The 19,439-nt window shown below is 72.0% G+C and carries 20 protein-coding genes; 14 read left to right on the forward strand and 6 right to left on the reverse strand.

The window, feature by feature from the left end; translation table 11 throughout:
* Positions 1 to 99: 99 nt before the first annotated feature.
* From ftsH to FHX52_RS22710, 5 genes are read left to right on the forward strand one after another with little or no spacing between them, the layout of a single operon-like run.
* Positions 100 to 2,214 carry an ATP-dependent zinc metalloprotease FtsH gene (ftsH, locus tag FHX52_RS22690; RefSeq protein ID WP_141824584.1) on the forward strand — a complete coding sequence of 705 codons (2,115 nt, stop codon included), beginning with the start codon at positions 100 to 102 and terminating at the stop codon, positions 2,212 to 2,214.
* A gap of 3 nt (positions 2,215 to 2,217) precedes the next feature.
* The gene (gene folE, locus FHX52_RS22695) at positions 2,218 to 2,790 is read left to right on the forward strand and encodes a GTP cyclohydrolase I FolE (RefSeq protein ID WP_141824585.1); all 573 of its coding nucleotides are present in this window, start codon (positions 2,218 to 2,220) and stop codon (positions 2,788 to 2,790) included.
* A gap of 34 nt (positions 2,791 to 2,824) precedes the next feature.
* Positions 2,825 to 3,745 (forward strand): dihydropteroate synthase, encoded by a 921-nt coding sequence (gene folP, locus FHX52_RS22700; protein WP_141824586.1) that lies wholly within the window; start codon positions 2,825 to 2,827, stop codon positions 3,743 to 3,745.
* On the forward strand, positions 3,745 to 4,644 hold the full coding sequence (gene folK / locus FHX52_RS22705) for a 2-amino-4-hydroxy-6-hydroxymethyldihydropteridine diphosphokinase (protein ID WP_141824587.1): 900 nt from the start codon (positions 3,745 to 3,747) through the stop codon (positions 4,642 to 4,644). The genes folP and folK overlap by 1 nt, the downstream gene beginning before the upstream one ends.
* Complete coding sequence (locus tag FHX52_RS22710; protein WP_141824588.1) at positions 4,641 to 5,117, forward strand: DUF3180 domain-containing protein; 477 nt, start codon at positions 4,641 to 4,643, stop codon at positions 5,115 to 5,117. Before folK ends, FHX52_RS22710 begins: the two co-directional genes overlap by 4 nt.
* Positions 5,118 to 5,217: 100 nt before the next feature.
* Here the strand turns inward: FHX52_RS22710 and FHX52_RS24030 are convergent, their stop codons facing one another.
* Both FHX52_RS24030 and FHX52_RS22715 read right to left on the reverse strand, forming a co-directional pair.
* Positions 5,218 to 5,451, reverse strand: coding sequence for a hypothetical protein (locus tag FHX52_RS24030; RefSeq protein WP_185747439.1), 234 nt, complete (start codon positions 5,449 to 5,451; stop codon positions 5,218 to 5,220).
* An 8-nt stretch (positions 5,452 to 5,459) separates the two neighbouring features.
* Positions 5,460 to 6,647: an NADH-quinone oxidoreductase subunit D gene (locus FHX52_RS22715; RefSeq protein WP_141824589.1), complete on the reverse strand. Its 1,188-nt coding sequence runs from the start codon at positions 6,645 to 6,647 to the stop codon at positions 5,460 to 5,462.
* An 89-nt stretch (positions 6,648 to 6,736) separates the two neighbouring features.
* Between FHX52_RS22715 and FHX52_RS22720 the strand changes: the two genes are divergently transcribed.
* Together FHX52_RS22720 and FHX52_RS22725 are read left to right on the forward strand one after the other, a co-directional pair.
* Positions 6,737 to 7,990: a cytochrome P450 gene (locus FHX52_RS22720; RefSeq protein WP_221630690.1), complete on the forward strand. Its 1,254-nt coding sequence runs from the start codon at positions 6,737 to 6,739 to the stop codon at positions 7,988 to 7,990.
* The gene (locus FHX52_RS22725) at positions 7,983 to 8,369 is read left to right on the forward strand and encodes a VOC family protein (RefSeq protein WP_141824591.1); all 387 of its coding nucleotides are present in this window, start codon (positions 7,983 to 7,985) and stop codon (positions 8,367 to 8,369) included. The genes FHX52_RS22720 and FHX52_RS22725 overlap by 8 nt, the downstream gene beginning before the upstream one ends.
* 47 nt (positions 8,370 to 8,416) lie before the next feature.
* On the opposite strand, the gene FHX52_RS22730 is transcribed toward FHX52_RS22725, so the two are convergent.
* Together FHX52_RS22730 and FHX52_RS22735 are read right to left on the reverse strand one after the other, a co-directional pair.
* A complete protein-coding gene (locus FHX52_RS22730) occupies positions 8,417 to 8,950 on the reverse strand; it encodes a copper resistance CopC family protein (RefSeq protein ID WP_141824592.1) in 534 nt (177 codons plus the stop codon).
* 5 nt (positions 8,951 to 8,955) lie between these two features.
* Positions 8,956 to 10,104, reverse strand: a complete 1,149-nt coding sequence (locus FHX52_RS22735; protein WP_246070342.1) for an SAM-dependent methyltransferase — start codon at positions 10,102 to 10,104, stop codon at positions 8,956 to 8,958.
* A 23-nt stretch (positions 10,105 to 10,127) separates the two neighbouring features.
* Here FHX52_RS22735 and FHX52_RS22740 point away from each other — a divergent pair, with 23 nt between their 5' ends.
* From FHX52_RS22740 to FHX52_RS22765, 6 genes are all read left to right on the forward strand, one after another.
* The gene (locus FHX52_RS22740) at positions 10,128 to 11,036 is read left to right on the forward strand and encodes a Rossmann-like and DUF2520 domain-containing protein (RefSeq protein ID WP_141824593.1); all 909 of its coding nucleotides are present in this window, start codon (positions 10,128 to 10,130) and stop codon (positions 11,034 to 11,036) included.
* A gap of 167 nt (positions 11,037 to 11,203) precedes the next feature.
* Positions 11,204 to 12,100 (forward strand): pantoate--beta-alanine ligase, encoded by an 897-nt coding sequence (panC, locus tag FHX52_RS22745; protein ID WP_141824853.1) that lies wholly within the window; start codon positions 11,204 to 11,206, stop codon positions 12,098 to 12,100.
* 35 nt (positions 12,101 to 12,135) lie between these two features.
* Positions 12,136 to 12,579 (forward strand): aspartate 1-decarboxylase, encoded by a 444-nt coding sequence (panD, locus tag FHX52_RS22750; protein WP_141824594.1) that lies wholly within the window; start codon positions 12,136 to 12,138, stop codon positions 12,577 to 12,579.
* Positions 12,580 to 12,591: 12 nt separating this feature from the next.
* Positions 12,592 to 14,418, forward strand: coding sequence for an L-aspartate oxidase (locus FHX52_RS22755; protein ID WP_246070343.1), 1,827 nt, complete (start codon positions 12,592 to 12,594; stop codon positions 14,416 to 14,418).
* The gene (gene nadC, locus FHX52_RS22760) at positions 14,415 to 15,308 is read left to right on the forward strand and encodes a carboxylating nicotinate-nucleotide diphosphorylase (protein ID WP_141824595.1); all 894 of its coding nucleotides are present in this window, start codon (positions 14,415 to 14,417) and stop codon (positions 15,306 to 15,308) included. The genes FHX52_RS22755 and nadC overlap by 4 nt, the downstream gene beginning before the upstream one ends.
* Positions 15,305 to 15,931, forward strand: coding sequence for a flavin reductase family protein (locus FHX52_RS22765; RefSeq protein ID WP_246070344.1), 627 nt, complete (start codon positions 15,305 to 15,307; stop codon positions 15,929 to 15,931). Before nadC ends, FHX52_RS22765 begins: the two co-directional genes overlap by 4 nt.
* Before the next feature lie 318 nt (positions 15,932 to 16,249).
* Here the strand turns inward: FHX52_RS22765 and FHX52_RS22770 are convergent, their stop codons facing one another.
* Complete coding sequence (locus FHX52_RS22770) at positions 16,250 to 16,939, reverse strand: class I SAM-dependent methyltransferase (RefSeq protein WP_141824596.1); 690 nt, start codon at positions 16,937 to 16,939, stop codon at positions 16,250 to 16,252.
* On the reverse strand, positions 16,936 to 17,793 hold the full coding sequence (locus FHX52_RS22775; RefSeq protein ID WP_141824597.1) for a DUF3109 family protein: 858 nt from the start codon (positions 17,791 to 17,793) through the stop codon (positions 16,936 to 16,938). Before FHX52_RS22775 ends, FHX52_RS22770 begins: the two co-directional genes overlap by 4 nt.
* A gap of 344 nt (positions 17,794 to 18,137) precedes the next feature.
* On the opposite strand from FHX52_RS22775, the gene FHX52_RS22780 reads away from it, so the two are divergent.
* Positions 18,138 to 19,436 carry an ankyrin repeat domain-containing protein gene (locus tag FHX52_RS22780; RefSeq protein WP_141824598.1) on the forward strand — a complete coding sequence of 433 codons (1,299 nt, stop codon included), beginning with the start codon at positions 18,138 to 18,140 and terminating at the stop codon, positions 19,434 to 19,436.
* Positions 19,437 to 19,439: the final 3 nt, after the last annotated feature.

Consider the following 19,439-nt stretch of genomic DNA (forward strand, 5'->3'; position numbering starts at 1 on the left):
AGCGCGACATGCGGAACACTGGTAGAACGCCGGACGTTGTGCCGGTGGATCAACTCACCGGACGAGCAGGAGGACCGGGGCCGTCGGCCTCGCACGTACATGGACGCCAAACGGATACTGCGCACGCCACTGTTGTGGATCTTGGTCCTCATCAGCGCGCTCGTCTTCGGCATGCTGTTCTCCGAGTCCGGACCGCCGCGGATCGACACCTCCGCCGCGATGCAGCAGATCACGAGCGGCAACGTCGAGTCGGCCAAGCTGCTCAACAACGAGAAGATGGAGCTCACGCTCATCAAGCCCTACACGTCGCCGGACGGCAGCGTGAAGGACGCGAAGTCGGTCTACGCCTTCTACGTCGACGCGCGCGGGCAGGAGGTCGTCGACGCGCTCAACGCCAAGCCGCCGACGAAGGGTGTCGACGACCAGATCGACCAGCAGAGCTGGGTCGGCTCGCTCCTCTTCTCGATCCTGCCGATCATCATCATCCTCGGCCTCTTCTGGTTCCTCATGGGCCAGATGCAGGGCGGCGGCAACCGGGTCATGCAGTTCGGCAAGTCGCGCGCCAAGCTCGCGACCAAGGACACCCCGAAGGTCACCTTCGCCGACGTCGCGGGCTGCGACGAGGCCATCGAGGAGCTCACCGAGATCAAGGAGTTCCTCCAGGAGCCGGCGAAGTTCCTCGCCGTGGGTGCCAAGATCCCCAAGGGCGTGCTGCTCTACGGCCAGCCCGGAACCGGCAAGACCCTGCTCGCCCGCGCCGTCGCCGGTGAGGCAGGCGTGCCGTTCTACTCGATCTCGGGCTCCGACTTCGTCGAGATGTTCGTCGGTGTCGGCGCGAGCCGCGTCCGTGACCTCTTCGAGCAGGCCAAGGCCAACGCTCCCGCCATCGTCTTCGTCGACGAGATCGACGCCGTCGGCCGTCACCGCGGCGCCGGCATGGGCGGCGGCCACGACGAGCGCGAGCAGACCCTCAACCAGCTCCTCGTCGAGATGGACGGCTTCGACGTCAAGACCAACGTCATCCTCATCGCGGCGACCAACCGCCCCGACATCCTCGACCCGGCCCTGCTGCGCCCGGGGCGTTTCGACCGGCAGATCGCCGTCGACGCCCCCGACATGCTCGGCCGCAACCACATCCTCCAGGTCCACGCCCAGGGCAAGCCGATGGCACCCGACGTCGACCTGCTCGCCGTCGCCCGCCGCACGCCCGGCTTCACCGGTGCCGACCTCGCCAACGTGCTCAACGAGGCCGCGCTGCTCACGGCGCGCAGCGACAAGAAGATCATCGACAACTACTCGCTCGACGAGGCCATCGACCGTGTCATCGCCGGGCCGCAGAAGCGCACCCGCATCATGTCGGCCAAGGAGCGCAAGATCACGGCTTACCACGAGGGTGGTCACGCCCTCGTCGCCGCGTCGCTCAACCACACCGACCCGGTGACGAAGGTGACGATCCTGCCGCGCGGCCGGGCCCTCGGCTACACCATGGTCATGCCCGTCGACGACAAGTACTCCACGACGCGCAACGAGATCCTCGACCAGCTCTCCTACGCCCTCGGCGGCCGCGTCGCGGAGGAGATCGTCTTCCACGAGCCCACCACGGGCGCGAGCAACGACATCGAGAAGGCCACCGGTATGGCCCGCAAGATGGTCACCGAGTTCGGCATGTCCGAGCGCATCGGCGCCATCAAGCTCGGCCAGGGCACCGGCGAGGTCTTCCTCGGTCGCGACATGGGTCACCAGCGCGACTACTCGGAGGAGATCGCCCGCATCGTCGACGAGGAGGTGCGCAGCCTCATCGAGGCCGCCCACGACGAGGCCTACCGTGCGATCAACGCGAACCGCGACGTGCTCGACAAGCTCGTGCTCGAGCTGCTCGAGCGCGAGACCCTCAACCAGGCCGAGCTCGCCCAGATCTTCACCGAGGTCGTCCGGGTGCCGGAGCGTCCGACGTGGCTCTCCTCTCAGGACCGCGTGCCGAGCGACCGGCCCCCTGTGCTGACGACCGGCGAGATCGCGGCGCGCAACGGCCAGAACGGTCAGAACGGCCAGAACGGTCACCTGCCCCCGCCGGTCGCTCCCGACCGCGAGATCGAGGAGAAGATCGACGAGGCGGCCTCCGTCGGGGCGCACCCGCTCGCCGACGAGCACCCGCCGCAGCAGATCATCGAGGTCCCCGACGACCGTCCCGTCAACCCTGGCGAGAAGAGCTGACCGATGGCGATCGACCAGGCGCGGGCCGAGGCGGCCGTGCGCGAGCTGCTGCTGGCCATCGGCGAGGACCCCACGCGTGAGGGTCTGCTCGACACACCGGCCCGGGTGGCCCGGTCCTACTCCGAGATCTTCGCCGGTCTCGACATGGACGCCGCCGATGTCCTGGGCACGACCTTCATGATCGACCACCAGGAGCTGGTCATCGTGCGGGACATCGAGCTCTACAGCACGTGCGAGCACCACCTCGTGCCCTTCCACGGGGTGGCGCACGTCGGCTACATCCCGAGCCAGGACGGGCGCGTGACGGGCCTGTCGAAGCTCGCGCGCCTCGTCGAGGTCTATGCCCGGCGGCCCCAGGTGCAGGAGCGGCTGACCTCGCAGGTGGCCGACGCGCTCGTCGAGCACCTCGACGTGCAGGGCGTCATCGTCGTCATCCAGGCCGAGCACCTCTGCATGTCGATGCGCGGCATCCGCAAGCCGGGGGCGAGCACCATCACCTCGGCCGTGCGGGGCCAGCTGCGTGACGCGGCCACTCGAGCAGAGGCCATGGCGCTCATGCTCGAGGGCAACAAGTGACCGCCGGCACCCGACTCGCGACAGTATGGCGCCCATGACAGCGTCAACCCCCGGAGACCGCGAAACCGTCGACGCGGCGTCCCTGCTCGGTGTCAGCGACCGCACGCTCGTCATGGGCGTCGTCAACGTCACCCCAGACTCCTTCTCTGACGGCGGGGAGTGGTTCGAGCCCGAGGCAGCCCTCGCGCACGGTCTCGACGTGCTCGCGGCCGGCGCCGACATCGTCGACGTCGGTGGTGAGTCGACGCGGCCGGGAGCCGAGCGCCCCTCCGTGGCCGAGGAGCTGCGCCGCGTCCTGCCGGTCGTGCGCGGGCTCGCCGCTGCGGGGGCGGTCGTCTCCATCGACACGATGCGCGCCGAGGTCGCCGTCGAAGCGGTCGCCGCCGGCGCGACGTTCGTCAACGACGTCTCCGGGGGGCTTGCCGACCCCGAAATGGTGCCCGCCGTCGCCGCCGCCGGCGTCCCCTACATCGCGATGCACTGGCGCGGACACAGCACCGAGATGCAGTCGATGGCCGTCTACGACGACGTCGTCGAGGACGTATGCCGCGAGCTGGCCTCGCGCCGTGACGCGCTGCTGGGTGCCGGGCTGGCCGAGGACCTCCTCGTGCTCGACCCGGGTCTCGGCTTCGCGAAACACGCCGAGCACAACTGGGCGCTGCTCGCGGCGCTGCCGGTGTTGCACGACCTGGGCCACCCGATCCTGCTCGGAGCCTCACGCAAGACCTTCCTCGGGCGGCTGGGCCGGGCCGAGGGCGAGCCGCCTCGCCCTGCGGCGCAGCGCGACCCCGAGACGGCAGCGACGTCCGTGATGGCGGCGATGGCAGGCCTCTGGTGCGTTCGCGTGCACGACGTGGAGACGACGGTGCGGGCTCTCTCGGTGGTCCAGGCCGCTCTCGAGCACGCGCCCGACGACTTCCATGACGACCACGACGACGACGGCGACCTCGGCTGATGGCCGACCGCATCGTCCTGCAGGGTGTCTCCGCCCGCGGCAACCACGGCGTGCTCGCCTTTGAGAAGCGCGACGGCCAGACCTTCGTCGTCGACGTGACGATGACCTGCGACCTCGAGCGAGCCGGGCGCACCGACGACCTCGCCGCCACGGTCAACTACGCCGAGGTGGCCGCCGACGTCGTGGCCCGCATCACTGGTCCGTCGTTCGACCTCATCGAGCGCCTCGCCGAGGTCATCGCCGACGACGTGCTGCGCCACGACCTCGTCGAGGTCGTCGAGGTCGTCGTGCACAAGCCCGAGGCGCCGGTCGGCCAGCCCTTCACCGACGTGCAGGTGCGGCTCGAGCGGCGGGGTGGGGCGGCGGTCGTCATCGCCCTCGGCTCCAACCTCGGTGACCGCGGCGAGACGCTCGCGACCGCCGTGTCCGCCCTGCGCACGGTGCCGGGCCTCACCCTCACGGGCGTGTCCTCGATCGTCGAGACCGACCCCGTCGGCGGGCCCGAGCAGCCTCCCTACCTCAACGCCGTCGCTGTGGGCCGGTCGACCGTGCCGCCCGACGCGCTCCTCGGCGAGCTGCACCGCATCGAGGCGGCCCACGGCCGGACGCGCGAGATCCATTGGGGGGCAAGGACTCTCGACCTCGACCTCATCCAGTTCGGCACCCCGGGCGGGCCGCGCGAGGTCGTCAGTGACGACGCGAGGCTCACCCTCCCGCACCCCCGGGCCGCCGAGCGTGCCTTCGTGCTCGCGCCCTGGCTCGACGCCGACCCCGAGGCCACGTTGCGCGTCGCAGCGGGGGACGGCGGCATACGCCGGGTGGCCGAGCTGCTCGACGCCGTCTCGCCCGACCTCGACGCGGCGGGTGTGCGACCCGGCCCCGGATGGGAGCACCCGTGACACCACACACCGGCATCCGTGCGACGACGCTCGTCATCGCCGGGTTGGTCTCGACGGGACTCTCGTGGCTGCTGCTGCGCTGGGTCACCTCGGGCGGTGCCGAGATGCCGTCACCCGGCTGGGTGGCGATCGCGGTGATGGTCTTCCTCGGGGCGGGCCTGCTCGTCGCGGGGTGGCAGGTGCGCAAGGTGCGTGACGGCCGTTCCGACGGAACCGTCTCGCCGTTGCGGGCCGCCCGCACGCTCGTGCTCGCGCAGGCTGCGGCACTGACCGGCTCGGTGCTGACGGGGTGGTACGTCGCCAACGTCCTCGTGCTGCTTCCCAACGCGGACGTGCAGTCGCAGCGCGACCGGATCACGCCCTTCGTCCTGCACGCCGTCGTCGCCCTGCTTCTCGCGGTGTGCGGCATGGTCGTCCAGTGGTGGTGCCGTCTGCGGCCGCGCGACGACGAGGACACCGACACCCCCGCCTGACCCCCCGGACCTCCCTGGCCCCGGTTCGATGTGTCTGCGAGGGCTCTGGCCCGCGGTCATACATCGACCGGGAGAGGAAGAGCGGGGTCTGGAGGGTCGGTCAGGTGGTGCCGGCCTGCGTCACCGTCGAGGTGGCCACGGGGGTGGTCGGCGTCGGCTGAGAGGGCGGGCGCGGCGGCCCGTCAGGCGTCGTCGTGCGGGTCGGCCACGGCGGCGGGACGGTGTCGACCGTGTCCTGGTCGGAGCACGCTGCTGCGAGCGTGATCGTGGCGGTGATGAGGGTGACGGCGGCGGCGCGCAGGACGCTTGCTCTCGAGACCTGCCCGGACGGCATACGGCTTGTCACTTGTCAACGTCGCCGACGACGAAGAACATCGAGCCGAGGATCGCGACCATGTCGGCGATGAGCTGGCCGGGCAGCATCTCGGACAGCACCGAGACGTTGTTGAACGACGCCGACCGCAGCTTGAGCCTCCACGGCGTCTTCTCCCCGCGCGAAACGAGGTAGTAGCCGTTGAAGCCGAGGGGGTTCTCGGTGGCGCAGTAGATCTCGCCCTCCGGCACCTTGAGCACCTTCGGCAGCTTGACGTTGATCGGGCCGGGAGGCAGCTGCACGAGCCGGTCGAGGCAGGCCTCGGCGAGGTCGAGCGCGACGTGCGTCTGCTCGATGAGGACCTCGAGCCGGGCCAGGCAGTCACCGGCCGTGCGGGTGACGACGCGCCCGGGCCCCTTCTCGCCGAAGAGCTCGCCATAGGCGAGGTAGGGCGCGTCGCGGCGCAGGTCGACGTCGAGGCCGCTGGCGCGGGCGATCGGCCCAGAGACGCCGTAGGCCATCGCGCGCTCGCGCGGCAGCACTCCGACCCCTCGGGTGCGCCCCTCGAGGATCTCGTTGCCGACGATGAGCCGCTCGAGGTCGGGCATCCGGGCGCGCACGTTGGCGATGGCCTTGTCGACCCGGCCCATCCAGCCGGCCGGCAGGTCCTCCTTGAGGCCTCCGACGCGGTTGAACATGTAGTGCATCCGGCCGCCGGACACCTCCTCCATGACCGCCTGGAGCTCCTCGCGCTCGCGGAAGGCGTGGAAGACGGGCGTGATCGCCCCGAGCTCGAGCGGGTAGGAGCCGAGGAACATCAGGTGGCTGAGCACCCGGTTGATCTCGGCGAGTGCCGTGCGGGCCCAGACGGCGCGCTCGGGCACCTCCATGCCGAGCATCTGCTCGACGCCGAGCACGACCCCGAGCTCGTTGGAGAAGGCGCTCAGCCAGTCGTGCCGGTTGGCGAGCACGAGGATCTGGCGGTAGTCGCGCACCTCGAAGAGCTTCTCGGCCCCGCGGTGCATGTAGCCGATGATCGGCTCGGCGCTGACGATCCGCTCGCCGTCGACGAGGATCTGCAGGCGCAGCACGCCGTGGGTCGCCGGGTGCTGGGGTCCGATGTTGAGCACCATGTCGGCCGTGGCGAGCCCGCCCGCGCCGACGCCCACAGTCAGCGCCTGACGCTCGCGCGAGGACGCCGCGGTGGTCTCCGTCATGGCCCTGAGCCTACGGCCCCCACCGCTCCGGTATGCCGTGTGGCCCGTCACCGGGTCACGCGTCGCCCGCGGTCGGGCAGAGTGTGGGGGTGAGCGCCTCGTTCGACCTCTCCGACCCCGGCTTCGTCGCCGACCCGTATCCGGCCCTCGCGGCGGCCCGCGCCGACGGCCCCGTCCAGTGGCACGACGGCCTCGGGCTGTGGGTGACGACCACGCACGCCGCGGCGAACGACGTGTTGCGCAACAGGGGCCTCGGCCGGATCTTCCGCCCCCGGGCAGCCGGGGAGGACGATCCGTGGACCGTGTTCGACTGGTTGCACGCCGACTCGATCCTCGACTCGGAGCCGCCGAAGCACACCCGGCTGCGCCGGCTCGTCGCCGGGGCCTTCAACAAGGGCCACGTCGAGCGGCTGCGACCCCGGGTCGAGCAGATCGCTGCAGAGCTGCTCACCGGCGTGGAGCAGACCCTCGCAGACCCTGGAAGTGGTGGCCGGGTCGACCTCATCGAGGCCTATGCCGAGCCGCTGCCCGTGCTCGTCATCTGCGAGCTGCTCGGCGCGCCTGCCTCCGACTGGAAGCTCCTGCGCGACTGGTCGCAGGCCATCGTGAAGATGTACGAGGTGAGCCCGACCCAGCCCACGCAGGAGGAGGCGCAGCGAGCGTGTGCCGAGTTCGCGGCATACGTCGACGGGCTCGCGGCGGAGCGGGCCGCCCACCCCGGCGACGACCTGCTCACCTCGCTCGTGCTCGAGCGCGACGGCGGTGACCGGCTCTCGCGCCGCGAGCTCGTGGCGACGGTCGTGCTGCTGCTCAACGCGGGGCACGAGGCGAGCGTCAACGGCTTCGGCAACGGGGTGGCGTCGCTCCTCGCCGAGCCCGATGAGCTGACGAAGGTGCTCGCCACGCTCGACGACGACACCGCGGTCGCGGCGCTCGTCGAGGAGATGCTGCGCCACGACTCGCCGCTGCACCTCTTCGAGCGCACGGCGACGCGCGACGTCGAGCTGCACGGTGTGACGGTCCGCGCCGGCGAGAAGGTCGCCGCGCTGCTCGGGGCTGCCAACCGCGACCCGGCGGTCTTCGACGAGCGCGACCGCTTCCGCGCCGGCCGCGAGCCCAACCCGCACCTCGCCTTCGGTGCCGGCATCCACTTCTGCCTGGGCGCCCCTCTCGCGCGGATGGAGCTGCAGATCTCGGTGCAGGCACTGCTCCAGCGGCTCGGCCGCCTCGAGGTGGTCGAGGCGCGGCGACGGCCGACCTTCGTGCTGCGCGGCTACGAGAGTCTCGTGGTGCGCGCGGCTCCGCTGGCGGGTGCGGTGCAGGAGGGTGGAGGTCATGAGTGAGCTGACCCCCTACATCTGCGTCTCCGACTCCCGCGCCGCGATCGAGTGGTATCGCGAGCACCTCGGTGCGGAGGTCACGTACGAGCCCATCGTCATGCCCGACGGCCAAGTGGGCCACTGCGAGCTCGCCGTCGACGGTGCCCGGTGGATGATGTCGGACGCCTTCGAGTCGGCCGGCGTCGCGCCGCCCGACCGCTCGCTCGGCAACGCGGTCACGCTGCACCTCACCGTCTCCGACGTCGACGCGGTCTGCGACCGGGTCCGGAGGGGCGGGGCGCAGGTCGACCGCGAGCCCGAGGACAACCCGCCGGTGGGCCGGGTCGCCGTCTTCCACGACCCGTTCGGGCATCGCTGGTTCCTCAACCAGCCTCTCGCGTAAGGGCGCTCGCGTTTCGACGCGCCGGCGCGTGCCGGCGCGCCGGTGGCTCAGCGCTGGTCCGACGCGCGGGCACGCAGGGCGACGAAGCCGCCGATCGCCAGCAGGACGAGGGTGCTTGCGATCGTCAGGAGCACGGCGGCGAGCGGGAACGACGAGCTCTCGTCTGCGGGTGCCGCCGGCTGCTGGACGGCCGTGCCGGGCTTGGCCGTCGAGCCGTCGAGACCGGTCGTCGCGACGAAGGCGAACGACCCGGTGACCGGGTGACCGTCGTCGGAGGTGACGCGGTAGGTCACCGTGTAGCTGCCCGCCGGCGCGCTCGGCGCGATCGCCTGGGTGACGACGCGGCCGTCGATCGTCGGCGCCCCCTGCTGCGTCGCCCCGGACGGGCCGGTGACGACGACCTGCGTGCCGATCGAGAGCGGCGCCTCAGTGAAGGTGAGGGTCACGCTCTGCGGCATCCGCTGCACGGTCGAGCCGGCGGCCGGCGACGTGCTCTCGAGGACGTCGTGGGCGCTCGCGGTCAGCGGCGCGCCGAGCAGCACGACGGCGAGGACGGCGAGGACGGCGAGCACGCGACGCATGGTCCTCAGGCTACGTCGCCGCTCGTGACCCGCTTCACCGCCCACCAGAAGCCGCCGAAGCCGCCCGGACGGAGGAGCTCCGCCTCGGCACCCGCCCGCTCGAGGGCGCGCAGGTAGCCGAGCGGGTCGGTCGCGGCGAGGGTGTGCGGCGGGGTCTGCCCGCGGATCCCGAGGTCGCGCAGCACGTCGCGCTGGCGCCCGACCCGGTCCGCGTCGAGGGTGTCGATCGCGACGTGGGCCGTGAGGTCCATCGTGCCGTCGGGCACCGGCTCCGTCTGCACCCCGCGGCGGTATGCCGTGAGCGTCCCCTCGTTCGGACGCTCGCTCGCGACGTGGCCGTAGTCCACGGCGACGAGGGTGCCGGAGCCGACCCGGGAGACGAGGTCGGACCAGGCCTCGTCGCGGGTGCGACCGACCTCGAGGCGCGCGCCCGGGGTGGTGGCGGGCCAGTGGGCGTCGGCCCAGTCGCTGTCTGCAGGGTCGAGGGGATCCCCGAGGGACTCGGCGCCGGTGACCGGGTCGACGAGGACGACGCGCGGGGCGCCCTGCGGGTCGACCTCAGCGACGGTGCAGGGCACGACGTCGAGCCACTCGTGCGCGATGACGAGCGCGTCGCGCAGTCCGGCGAGCTCGGTCGGCAGCGTCTCGCCACCGGGCGAGCGGAGCCAGGCGATCCGCTCGTCGAGCCCCGCCGGCCGAGCCACGACGTCGACGGCCACCACCCGAGTGGGCGGACCCTCCGATCGAGAGAGCAGTTCGTCGGTCGCTGGGGTCCCTCGTCGATCGAGAGAGCACTCCGTCGGCTCCTCGTCTGCCCTGGGGGTGCGCTCCAATCGAGAGAGCAGTTCGTCGGTGGTCGTGGCCGCTTGCCGATCGCGAGAGCACTCCGTCGGCTGCTCGTCGTATGCCGCGAGGGCGGTGAGGAGGTGGGTCGCCAGCTCACCACGGCCCGCGCCGACGTCGACGACGACCGCGGGCAGGTGGTCGTGCTCGCGGAGCCACAGACGCAGCAGGGCCTCGGCGAGCACTGCCCCGGTCACCCCGTGCGTCGCGGTCGTGAAGTGCTCGGCAGGCCCACCGCGGGTGACGTAGAAGCCCCGCCCTGCGGCATACAGGGCGTCGTGCCAGGCCTCGCGCCACGGAAGGGCATCCACGCCCACGGACTGTAGGCGATAGCGTGCCGTGGGTGAGCACTCCGCACGAGCGACCGGCCCGCTTCGAGGTCGGGATCGTCGGTGCGGGGCGCGTCGGTGCCGTGCTCGGCGCGGCGCTGCAGCGGGCCGGCCACCGCGTCACCGGGGTGTCGGCCGTCAGCGAGGCGAGCCTCGAGCGTGCGGCCACCCTCCTGCCGGGAGTGCCGGTGCGGCCGATCCCCGAGGTGGTGTCGGGCGCCCACCTCGTCGTTCTCGCCGTGCCCGACGACGCGCTCGCCGACCTCGTCGCCGGACTGAGCTCGACGGGCACCTTCACGCCCGGCCAGCTCGTCATGCACACCTCCGGCGCCCACGGCATCGGGGTCTTCGAGGCCGCCGCAGGCAGCGACATCGTGCCGCTCGCGCTCCACCCGGCGATGACCTTCACGGGCACTGCCGTCGACCTCGACCGGCTGCACGACTGCTGCTTCGGGGTGACGACCGTCGACCTGGCGCGACCGCTGGGTGAGGCGCTCGTCATCGAGATGGGCGGCGACCCCGTGTGGATCCCGGAGGACGAGCGCGTGACTTACCACGCGGCCCTCGCGCACGGCGCCAACCACCTCGTGACCCTCGTGGCCCAGTCGATGCAGCTGCTCACCGAGGCCGGGGTCGAGGACCCCGCGCGCGTCCTCGAGCCGCTGCTCTCCGCAGCGCTGTCCAACACCCTCCAGCTGGGTGACGCGGCCCTCACGGGGCCGGTCGCGCGCGGCGATGCCGGTACGGTTGCCGGGCACGTCGCGATGTTGCGCAGGGTCGCGCCGGACATCCGTCCGACCTACCTCGCGCTCGCCCGCGCGACGGCGCAGCGCGCTCTGCTCAGCGGCCGGCTCCGTGCCGCGGCGGCCGAGCCGCTGCTCGAGCTGCTCGCCCACGAGGAGGACGAGACGTGACCCACCCAGTGACCGGCGCCGCGCCCGGCCCGACCGACCCGGCCACGCCGCCCCCGTCAGCGGCGCCAGACGGGTTCGCCACTCGGCAGCCCGCGCCGGAAGGCTCGGACGCGGGGCGGCCCGCATCCGACGGCTCGGGCCCCGAGCGACCCGCTCCGCAGCGGCCCGTGGTCGCGCGCACCCGAGAAGAGCTGCGCGAGGCGCGAGCCACCCTCGACGACGGTGACGTCGCCGTGGTCATGACGATGGGCGCGCTGCACGAGGGGCATGCCACCCTCATCCACCAGGCGCGCAAGGCGCACCGCCACGTCGTCGTGACGATCTTCCTCAACCCGCTCCAGTTCGGGCCGAAGGAGGACCTCTCGCGCTACCCGCGCACCTTCGACGCCGACCTCGACATCTGCACGGCCGCCGGTGTCGACCTCGTCTTCGCACCGACTCCCGACGTCGTCTATCCCGACGGCGACCCGGGTGTGCGCATCTCGGCCGGCCCGCTCGGTGACGTCCTCGAGGGGCAGTCCCGCCCGGGCCACTTCGACGGCATGCTCACCGTGGTCTCCAAGCTCATGCATCTCACGCGGTGTGACGCAGCGTGGTTCGGGCAGAAGGACGCCCAGCAGCTGCTCCTCATCCGCCGGATGTGCCGCGACCTCGACTTCCCGGTCGACGTCGTCGCCGTCGCGACGGTGCGCGAGCCCGACGGGCTGGCCATGTCGAGCCGCAACACCTACCTCACCCCGTCCGACCGCGAGACCGCGCGCTGCCTCTCGACCGCGCTGCGAGCCGGCGCCGAAGCCGCTGCAGAGGGCCCGTCGGCCGTGCGTCGAGCCGCTCGCGCCGTGCTCGTGCGGGAGCCGCTCGCGCTCATCGACTACCTCGTGCTCGTGCACCCGGACACGCTCGAGGACGTGCCGGAGTGGTATCGCGGCGAGGCGCTGCTCGCCGTGGCCGGACGGGTCGGCACGACCCGGCTCATCGACAACCTGCCGCTCCTCGTCGGACCCGGAGGGCGCGCCCTCGAGACGTTCTCCCGATCCGGACCCGAGGCCAGACCCGAGGCCTGACCCGGGCTACCGCACCCACCTGAGGACGAACTCCCTTGCAGCGCTTCATGCTCCACTCGAAGATCCACCGGGCCACGGTCACGCAGGCGGACCTGCACTACGTCGGATCGCTGACGATCGACCGCGACCTCATGGACGCCGCCGACCTGTGGCCGGGGCAGCAGGTCGATGTCGTCGACGTCGACAACGGCAACCGCCTCACGACCTACGCCATCGAGGGCGAACGGGGCACGGGCATCCTCTGCATCAACGGCGCCGCAGCTCGGCTCATCTCGCCCGGCGACACGGTCATCATCATCGCCTACGCCGCGATGGAGGATGCCGAGGCGCGGGCGTTCGAACCGCGCGTCGTCTTCGTCGATGACGACAACCGTATGGTCGAGATCGGGCACGACGCGGGGGACGTGCCCGATGGCTTCGGACTGCGCACGTCGGCCGTCACGGAGCGCCACCACGACTACCAGCACGTCGATGACTGAGAGGCCGAGCGTATGCCGGTGAGCGGGCTCCCCGAGATCTCCATCCCCAGGCGCCTCCGGGCGCCCGCGCCGGGGTGGACGACGACGGCCGACGTCATCGTCGTCGGCTCCGGCATCGCCGGCCTGACGACGGCGCTGCGGCTGCGGCGTCGTGTCGACCGCATGCTGCTCGTCACGAAGACCGTGCTCGACGAGGGGTCGACCGCGTGGGCTCAGGGCGGCATCGCGGCCGTCATGTCGCCCGAGGACAGCCCGGCCGAGCACATCCACGACACCCTCGTCGCCGGCGTCGGGCTCTGCGATGTCGACGCCGTCGAGGCCCTCGTCACCGAGGGGCCCGACGCGGTGTGGGACCTCATCGCGCTCGGTGCCGACTTCGACCGTGGCGACACCGGGCAGATCTCGCTGACCCGCGAGGGTGGCCACCACCGCGACCGCATCCTGCACGCCGGCGGCGACGCGACGGGACGCGAGATCTCGCGGGCCCTCATCGCGGCTCTCGACCGCGTGCGCGACGACCCGGGCATCGAGGTCATCGAGCACGCCCTCGTCGTCGACCTGCTCACCGACGAGAGCGAGCGGGTCTGCGGCGTCACGCTGCACGTCATCGGTGAGGGTCAGGTCGACGGCGTCGGGGCGGCCCACGCCCGCGCCGTCGTGCTCGCCACGGGCGGTCTCGGCCAGATCTACTCGTCCACGACGAACCCCTCGGTCGCGACGGGCGACGGCATGGCTGCCGCCCTGCGGGCGGGCGCCGTGCTCGCCGACCTCGAGTTCGTCCAGTTCCACCCGACGGTGCTGTGGCTCGGTGAGGGATCTCGCGGCCAGCAGCCGCTCATCTCCGAGGCGGTCCGCGGCGAGGGCGCGTTCCTCGTCGACGAGGCGGGGGACCGTTTCATGCGGGGCCAGCACCCGCTCGCCGACCTCGCGCCGCGCGACGTCGTCGCCCGGGCCATCATCGCGCGGATGCGCGAGACCGGCACCGACCACGTCTACCTCGACTGCCGGCACCTCGGCGCCGACTTCCTCGAGCAGCGCTTCCCGTCGATCGTCCAGCGCTGCCGCGAGCTCGGTTTCGACCCGGCGACCCAGCTGCTCCCGGTCGCGCCGGCGCAGCACTACGCAAGCGGCGGGGTGCGCACCGACCTGCGCGGACGCTCGTCGCTCGAGGGGCTGTATGCGTGTGGCGAGACCTCGTGCACCGGCGTGCACGGTGCCAACCGCCTCGCCTCCAACTCGCTGCTCGAGGGGCTCGTCTTCGCCCGGCGCATCGCCGACGACCTCACCGCGCGCCTCGGTGCCGGGGAGCTCCCCGAGACGACGCCGGTCGCGCCCTCCGGGGAGCCCGAGCTGATCCGCGGCAAGCGTCGCCTCGACGTGCAGCGGGCCATGACGGCCGGCTCCGGCACCGTCCGCTCGGCGTCCTCGCTCGCTGCCACCGAGGAGACGCTCGCCGCGCTCGCCGCCCGAGCCGTCGGCGCCGATGCCGACAAGCAGGGGGGCCCGAAGAGCTGGGAGACCACCAACCTGCTCCACCTCGGTCGCGCCCTGACGTATGCCGCCGCGTTGCGTGACGAGACCCGCGGCGGCCACGTGCGCGAGGACTTCCCGGCGCGCGACGACGAGCACTTCCTGCACCACGTGCACCTCCAGAGGTCGGCGGCAGGTGTCCTCGAGGCGCGCGTCGTGCCGGTGCCAGGGGCCAACCTCGAGGGTCTCGACCTCGATGGCTCGGTGCCGGTCGACGTGCTCGACGAGGACCGCGCGGAAGGCATCGCTGCGACGAAACCTGCTGCACGGCATACGGACTCGGCGGACGAGACGAAGGAGACGATGTGAGCGGCGACGGGCTGAGCGGCTTCCCGCTCGAGTGGGCGCAGGACGTCGTGCGGGTCGCCCTGCTCGAAGACCTCGGCCCCGACGGGGTCGACGTGACGACGCAGGCCACCATCCCCGCAGACCAGCGTCGCGTCGCCGAGGTCGTGGCCCGCGCGCCGGGCGTCGTGGCCGGCGTCCCGGTCATCGACCTCGTGCTCGCGGCCGTGGCCGAGACGGTGGGGCGCGACCTCGCGGAGGCGGATGTCACTGTCGAGGTGCTCGTCGATGACGGCGGCCGGGTCGAGCGTGGCGACGTCATCGCGCGGCTGTCCGGCTCGACCCAGGTGATCCTCGTCGCCGAGCGCACGATGCTCAACATCCTCAGCCGCCTCTCCGGGGTTGCCACGCACACCCGGCGGTGGGCCGACGCCCTCGACGGCACCGGCGCGATGGTGCTCGACACGCGCAAGACGACGCCGGGGCTGCGCTGGCTCGAGAAGTACGCGGTGCGCTGCGGTGGTGGCACGAACAAGCGCATGGGCCTCTACGACGTCGCCATGATCAAGGACAACCACAAGCTCGCGGCTGGGTCGGTCGCGGCGGCATACGACCTTGTGCGCCAACGCTTTCCGGATGTCACGGTGCAGGTCGAGGTGACGACGCAGGCCGAGGCGCAGGAGGCCTACGACGCCGGGGCCCGCTTCATCATGTGCGACAACATGTCGGTCGAGGTGCTCGGCGAGACGGTGGCGCTGCTGCGGGCGGCGGGGGAGTCGGTCGAGATCGAGGCCACGGGCGGCATGACGCTCGAGGTGGCGCGCGACTATGCGCTGACCGGCGTCGACTTCATCAGTGTCGGTGGGCTGACCCACTCCTCGCCGATCGTCGACATCGCCCTGGACCTCGTGTGAGGCGTGACTTCCCCCTGCTGCACGGGCCCGCGGAGTCCCGGCTGCGGGCTGGCGCGGCCTATCGCCTACTGACGGCGTCGGTCGTGCCGCGACCGATCGCCTGGGTGTCGAGCCGATCGGTCGACGGTGTCGACAACCTGGCACCGCACTCCTTCTACACCGTTGTCAGCACCGACCCGCCGATGGTCGCCTTCACGTCGGTCGGGCGCAAGGACACGCTCGACAACGTCGAGGCGACAAGGGAGTTCGTCGTCAACCTCACGCCGGAGTGGCTCTTCGAGCAGGTCAACGGGACCGGCACCGACTACCCGTCCGGCGTCAGCGAGTTCGATGCGGAGGGGCTCCAGCGAGAGGAGTCACTCACGGTGGCGCCTCCTCGCGTTGCCGAGTCGCCGGTGGTGCTCGAGTGCCGGCTCCACGAGGTGCGCCCGACGGGCAACTGCTGGGTCGTCGTCGGGGAGGTGCTCCACGTCGCCGTCGCTGAGGACGTCCTCGACGAGTCCGTGCCGGGGTCGCCCCACGTCGACATCCACCGCATCAAGCCGCTGTCGCGGCTCGGGCGCGACGAGTGGGGCCTGCTCGGCGAGATCCGCGAGATCGCCCGCCGCCCCTACCGCCCCTAACCCCGTCGAGTGGCCAAATCTGGTCGCCCAAACCCCGTCGAGTGGCCAAACCTGGTCGCCCTAACCCCGTCGAGTGGCCACTCTTTGTCGTCTCCACCGCGTCGAGTGGCCAATCGTGGACGAGCGTTGCCCAGGGACAGCCGACACGGGAGGGCCGGCCAGATCTGGCCTCTCGACACGGGAAAGGCGGCCAGGTTTGGCCTTTCGACCAAGACAAGGCGGCCAAGAGTGGCCACTCGACGGGGGAGGGGCGGCCAAGAGTGGCCTCTCGACGGGGGAGGGGCGACCAGGTTTGGCCTCTCGACTTTGCTGGGTCCGCTAGAAGCGGCGCCACCAGAGGTTGACGGCGTAGTCGACGCCGGTCGCCTCGGGGTGCTCGGCGAGGATGAGATCGGCGTGCTCGGGGTCGAACTCGATGCCGACGACGGCCTCGAAGTCCGCCCGCGAGTCGAAGTCCCATCGGATGTCGAGCCGCTCGCGCTCCCACCCCTGGCGCGTCCAGAAGCGCTCGACGGCGCGCGGGTCATAGCTCGGCAGTGCGCGGCGGAACCACGCCCCGAACGTCGAGCGGGTCGCGTCGTTGTCGACGACGAAGGCCGCACCACCGGGCCGCATGACGCGGTCGAGCTCGGCCAGGCCAGGCTCGCTCCCCGGCCCGAAGAAGTAGGCCCACCGGGCGTGCGCGACGTCGAAGGACGCGTCGGGCAGCCCGATCGCGGCTGCGCCCTCCTCGCGGACCGAGACGGACGGCATACCTGAGACGCGTTGTGCTGCAAGGGTGGCCAGCGGCGGGTGCGGCTCGACACCCACGACCGACCGGGCGTCCTGCGCGAAGTAGGGCAGGTGGTAGCCCGTGCCGCAACCGATGTCGACGACGTCGAGACCGCTCCAGTCGAGCACCGCGCGCATCGCCGTCTCGATGACGTGGTCGCGGTCGACGCCGCGGTTCTCGACCTCGTAGACGTCGGGCGACTCCCAGATGTTGGGGCTCGGGATGATCTCGCTCATCGGGCCCGCTTCCGGGCCGTCCGCGCCGCCCGGGCTGCCTGGGCAGCGCGCGTCCGCGCGGTCGCCTGCGCCTCGAGCGTGGCCGGGTGGACGAGGAGGGGCAGCAGCTGGCGCACCCCTCTCGCCCGCACCGCCTTGACCTGTGCGAGGTGTCCCTCCGCGCGGATCGCGAGCTGCTCGTAGGCCGCCTGCCCCATGAGCTCGACGAGCTCGGCGCGGTTGGAGCGATAGACGGGCTCGCGTCCGACGTGCGCCTCGGAGTTGCCGGAGCAGTACCAGTCGAGGTCGTGGCCGCCCGGCCCCCATCCGCGCCGGTCGTACTCCGTGATGGTCACCTCGAGATAGCTCGTGTCGTCGGGCAGCTCGACGGTGCGGAAGGTGCGACGCAGCGGCAGCTGCCAGCAGACGTCGGGCTTGAGGGTGTGCGGCTGGACGCCGGTGAGGACGGCGTGCTGGTGCAGCGCGCACCCGTCGCCCGCAGGGAATCCCGGCCGGTTGAGGTAGATGCAGGCGCCTTCGACGACGCGCGTCTTGCGGGCGCCGTCCTCCTTCTCGGTCCAGTCGTCACGCGAGCCGGTGGCCGTGCCGACCGAGTGGAACTGCCACTCGTCCTCGCCGAGCTCGGCCACCGCGGCAGCCACGCGTTTGAGGTCGTCCTTGTCGGTGAAGTGCGCGCCGAGGGTGCAGCAGCCGTCATCGGGGCGGTCGGCGTAGATGCCCTTGCACCCACTGCCGTAGACGCACGTCCAGCTGCTCGTGAGCCAGGTCAGGTCGCAGCGATAGCGCTGGTTCTCGTCCGCCGGGTCGGTGAACTCGACCCAGACGCGAGGCAGGTCCAACGGTGCTTCAGCCACCGGCACACCCTATGTCGTGACGCTCGCCCGTGCGTCGCGCGCGCCCATCAGGCGGATGCCCGAGCGCGAGGGACGCCGACGAACTGCTCTCTCGATTGGGTGGGGTTCGCTCTTGATGGGTTGGGGTTGGTTCTCTCGATTGCCGACGAAGTGCTCTTTCGATTGGGTGGGGGGTCACTGCTGGGGTATGCCGTCCGGTGGGCTCGCGCAGTACGCTGGCGGGGGCGTCCAGGTCGCCTCCGGTGCGCGGGAAGGGGCACAGCCTCCCTGGTGGTGAACGACGTTCGGCCCGACCTCCTTTCGGCCCGACCCGCGCACGCCGGGCACGACGAGAGGAGGCCGTCATGGCCCTGTCCCTGCCCGGCAACCCCGACCTCGAGCGCTTCCGTCGCGACGCGCGCCGGCTGCAGCGCGGCGCACGCGGCGGAGACCCGCAGGCGCTCGCGCTCGTGGCGCGGCACCATCCGTCACGCCCCACGGCCGAGAACGGCGAGGAGGGCGGCGACCTCACCCTGGCCGAGGCGCAGCTCGTGCTCGCCCGCTCCTACGGCTTCGCCAGCTGGCCCCGGCTGCGTGCCTACCTTCGCCGCAGCGAGGGCCTGCGCCGCGACCCGGCGGCGTTTGCCGAGGAGTCGGCAGACCCTGCGGCCGACCCTGTCGATCGGGCGGCCCGCTCCGTTCCTGCCCTCGCCTGCCTGCGCTACGACGGCGCCGACGAGCCGGCCCGGTGGGCGCGAGCGGCCGAGCTGCTCGAGCGGCACCCGGACCTGCCTGAGCGCGACGTCTTCGTCGCGGCGACCGTCGGCGACCCGGAGATCTTGCGTCGCCACCTCGATCGTGACCCCCGCTCGGCCGCCCGGTCAGGCGGTCCGTTCGACTGGCCCCCGATCCTCTACCTCGCCTACTCGCGTGTGCCGCAGATGGATGCCGTCGATAGCGCGCGCATGCTGCTCGACGGCGGGGCGGACCCCGACACCGGCTACCTCTGGCAGGGCCTCCCGACGCCGTTCAGCGTGCTGACGGGGGTGTTCGCCGAGGGGGAGTCCGGGCCGGGGCGTCAGCCGCGACACCCGGCGTGGCGCGAGCTGGCGCTGCTGCTCCTCGATCGAGGCGCCGACCCCAACGACCGGCAGGCCCTCTACAACCGGATGTTCGGCCGCGACGACAGCCACCTCGAGCTGCTCCTCGACCACGGCCTCGGCCGGCCCGCGGGCGAGGTGTGGGCGGAGCGCCTCGGGATCGTGGCGGAGTCGCTCGAGGAGATGATGAGGCGACAGCTCGAGTGGGCCGCGGGGCACGGGTTCGCCCATCGCACAGCCCTGCTCGCCGCCCACGGATTCACGCTGGACACCGTGCGCGACGCCGCCGCGGCCGTCGCCGACCCGGGCACCCACAGCAGCCCGGACGGCCGCACGCCCCTGCACCAGGCCGCACTGATGGGCGACCTCGACGTCATCCGGGCGCTCTTGCAGGCCGGCGCCGACCCGGCTGCGGTCGACGAGGTGCACGGCACGACTCCGGCCCACTGGGCCCGATGGGCACGCAACGACGAGGCCGAGCAGCTGCTGCGCGAGGCGGAGGCCCGGTGGGAGCCGGAAGCCAACCGGACGGCATACGGGCCGGGCGGCGACGGGCAGGGTTAGCGT

Source organism: Humibacillus xanthopallidus, from assembly GCF_006717145.1.
GTDB lineage: Bacteria > Actinomycetota > Actinomycetes > Actinomycetales > Dermatophilaceae > Humibacillus > Humibacillus xanthopallidus.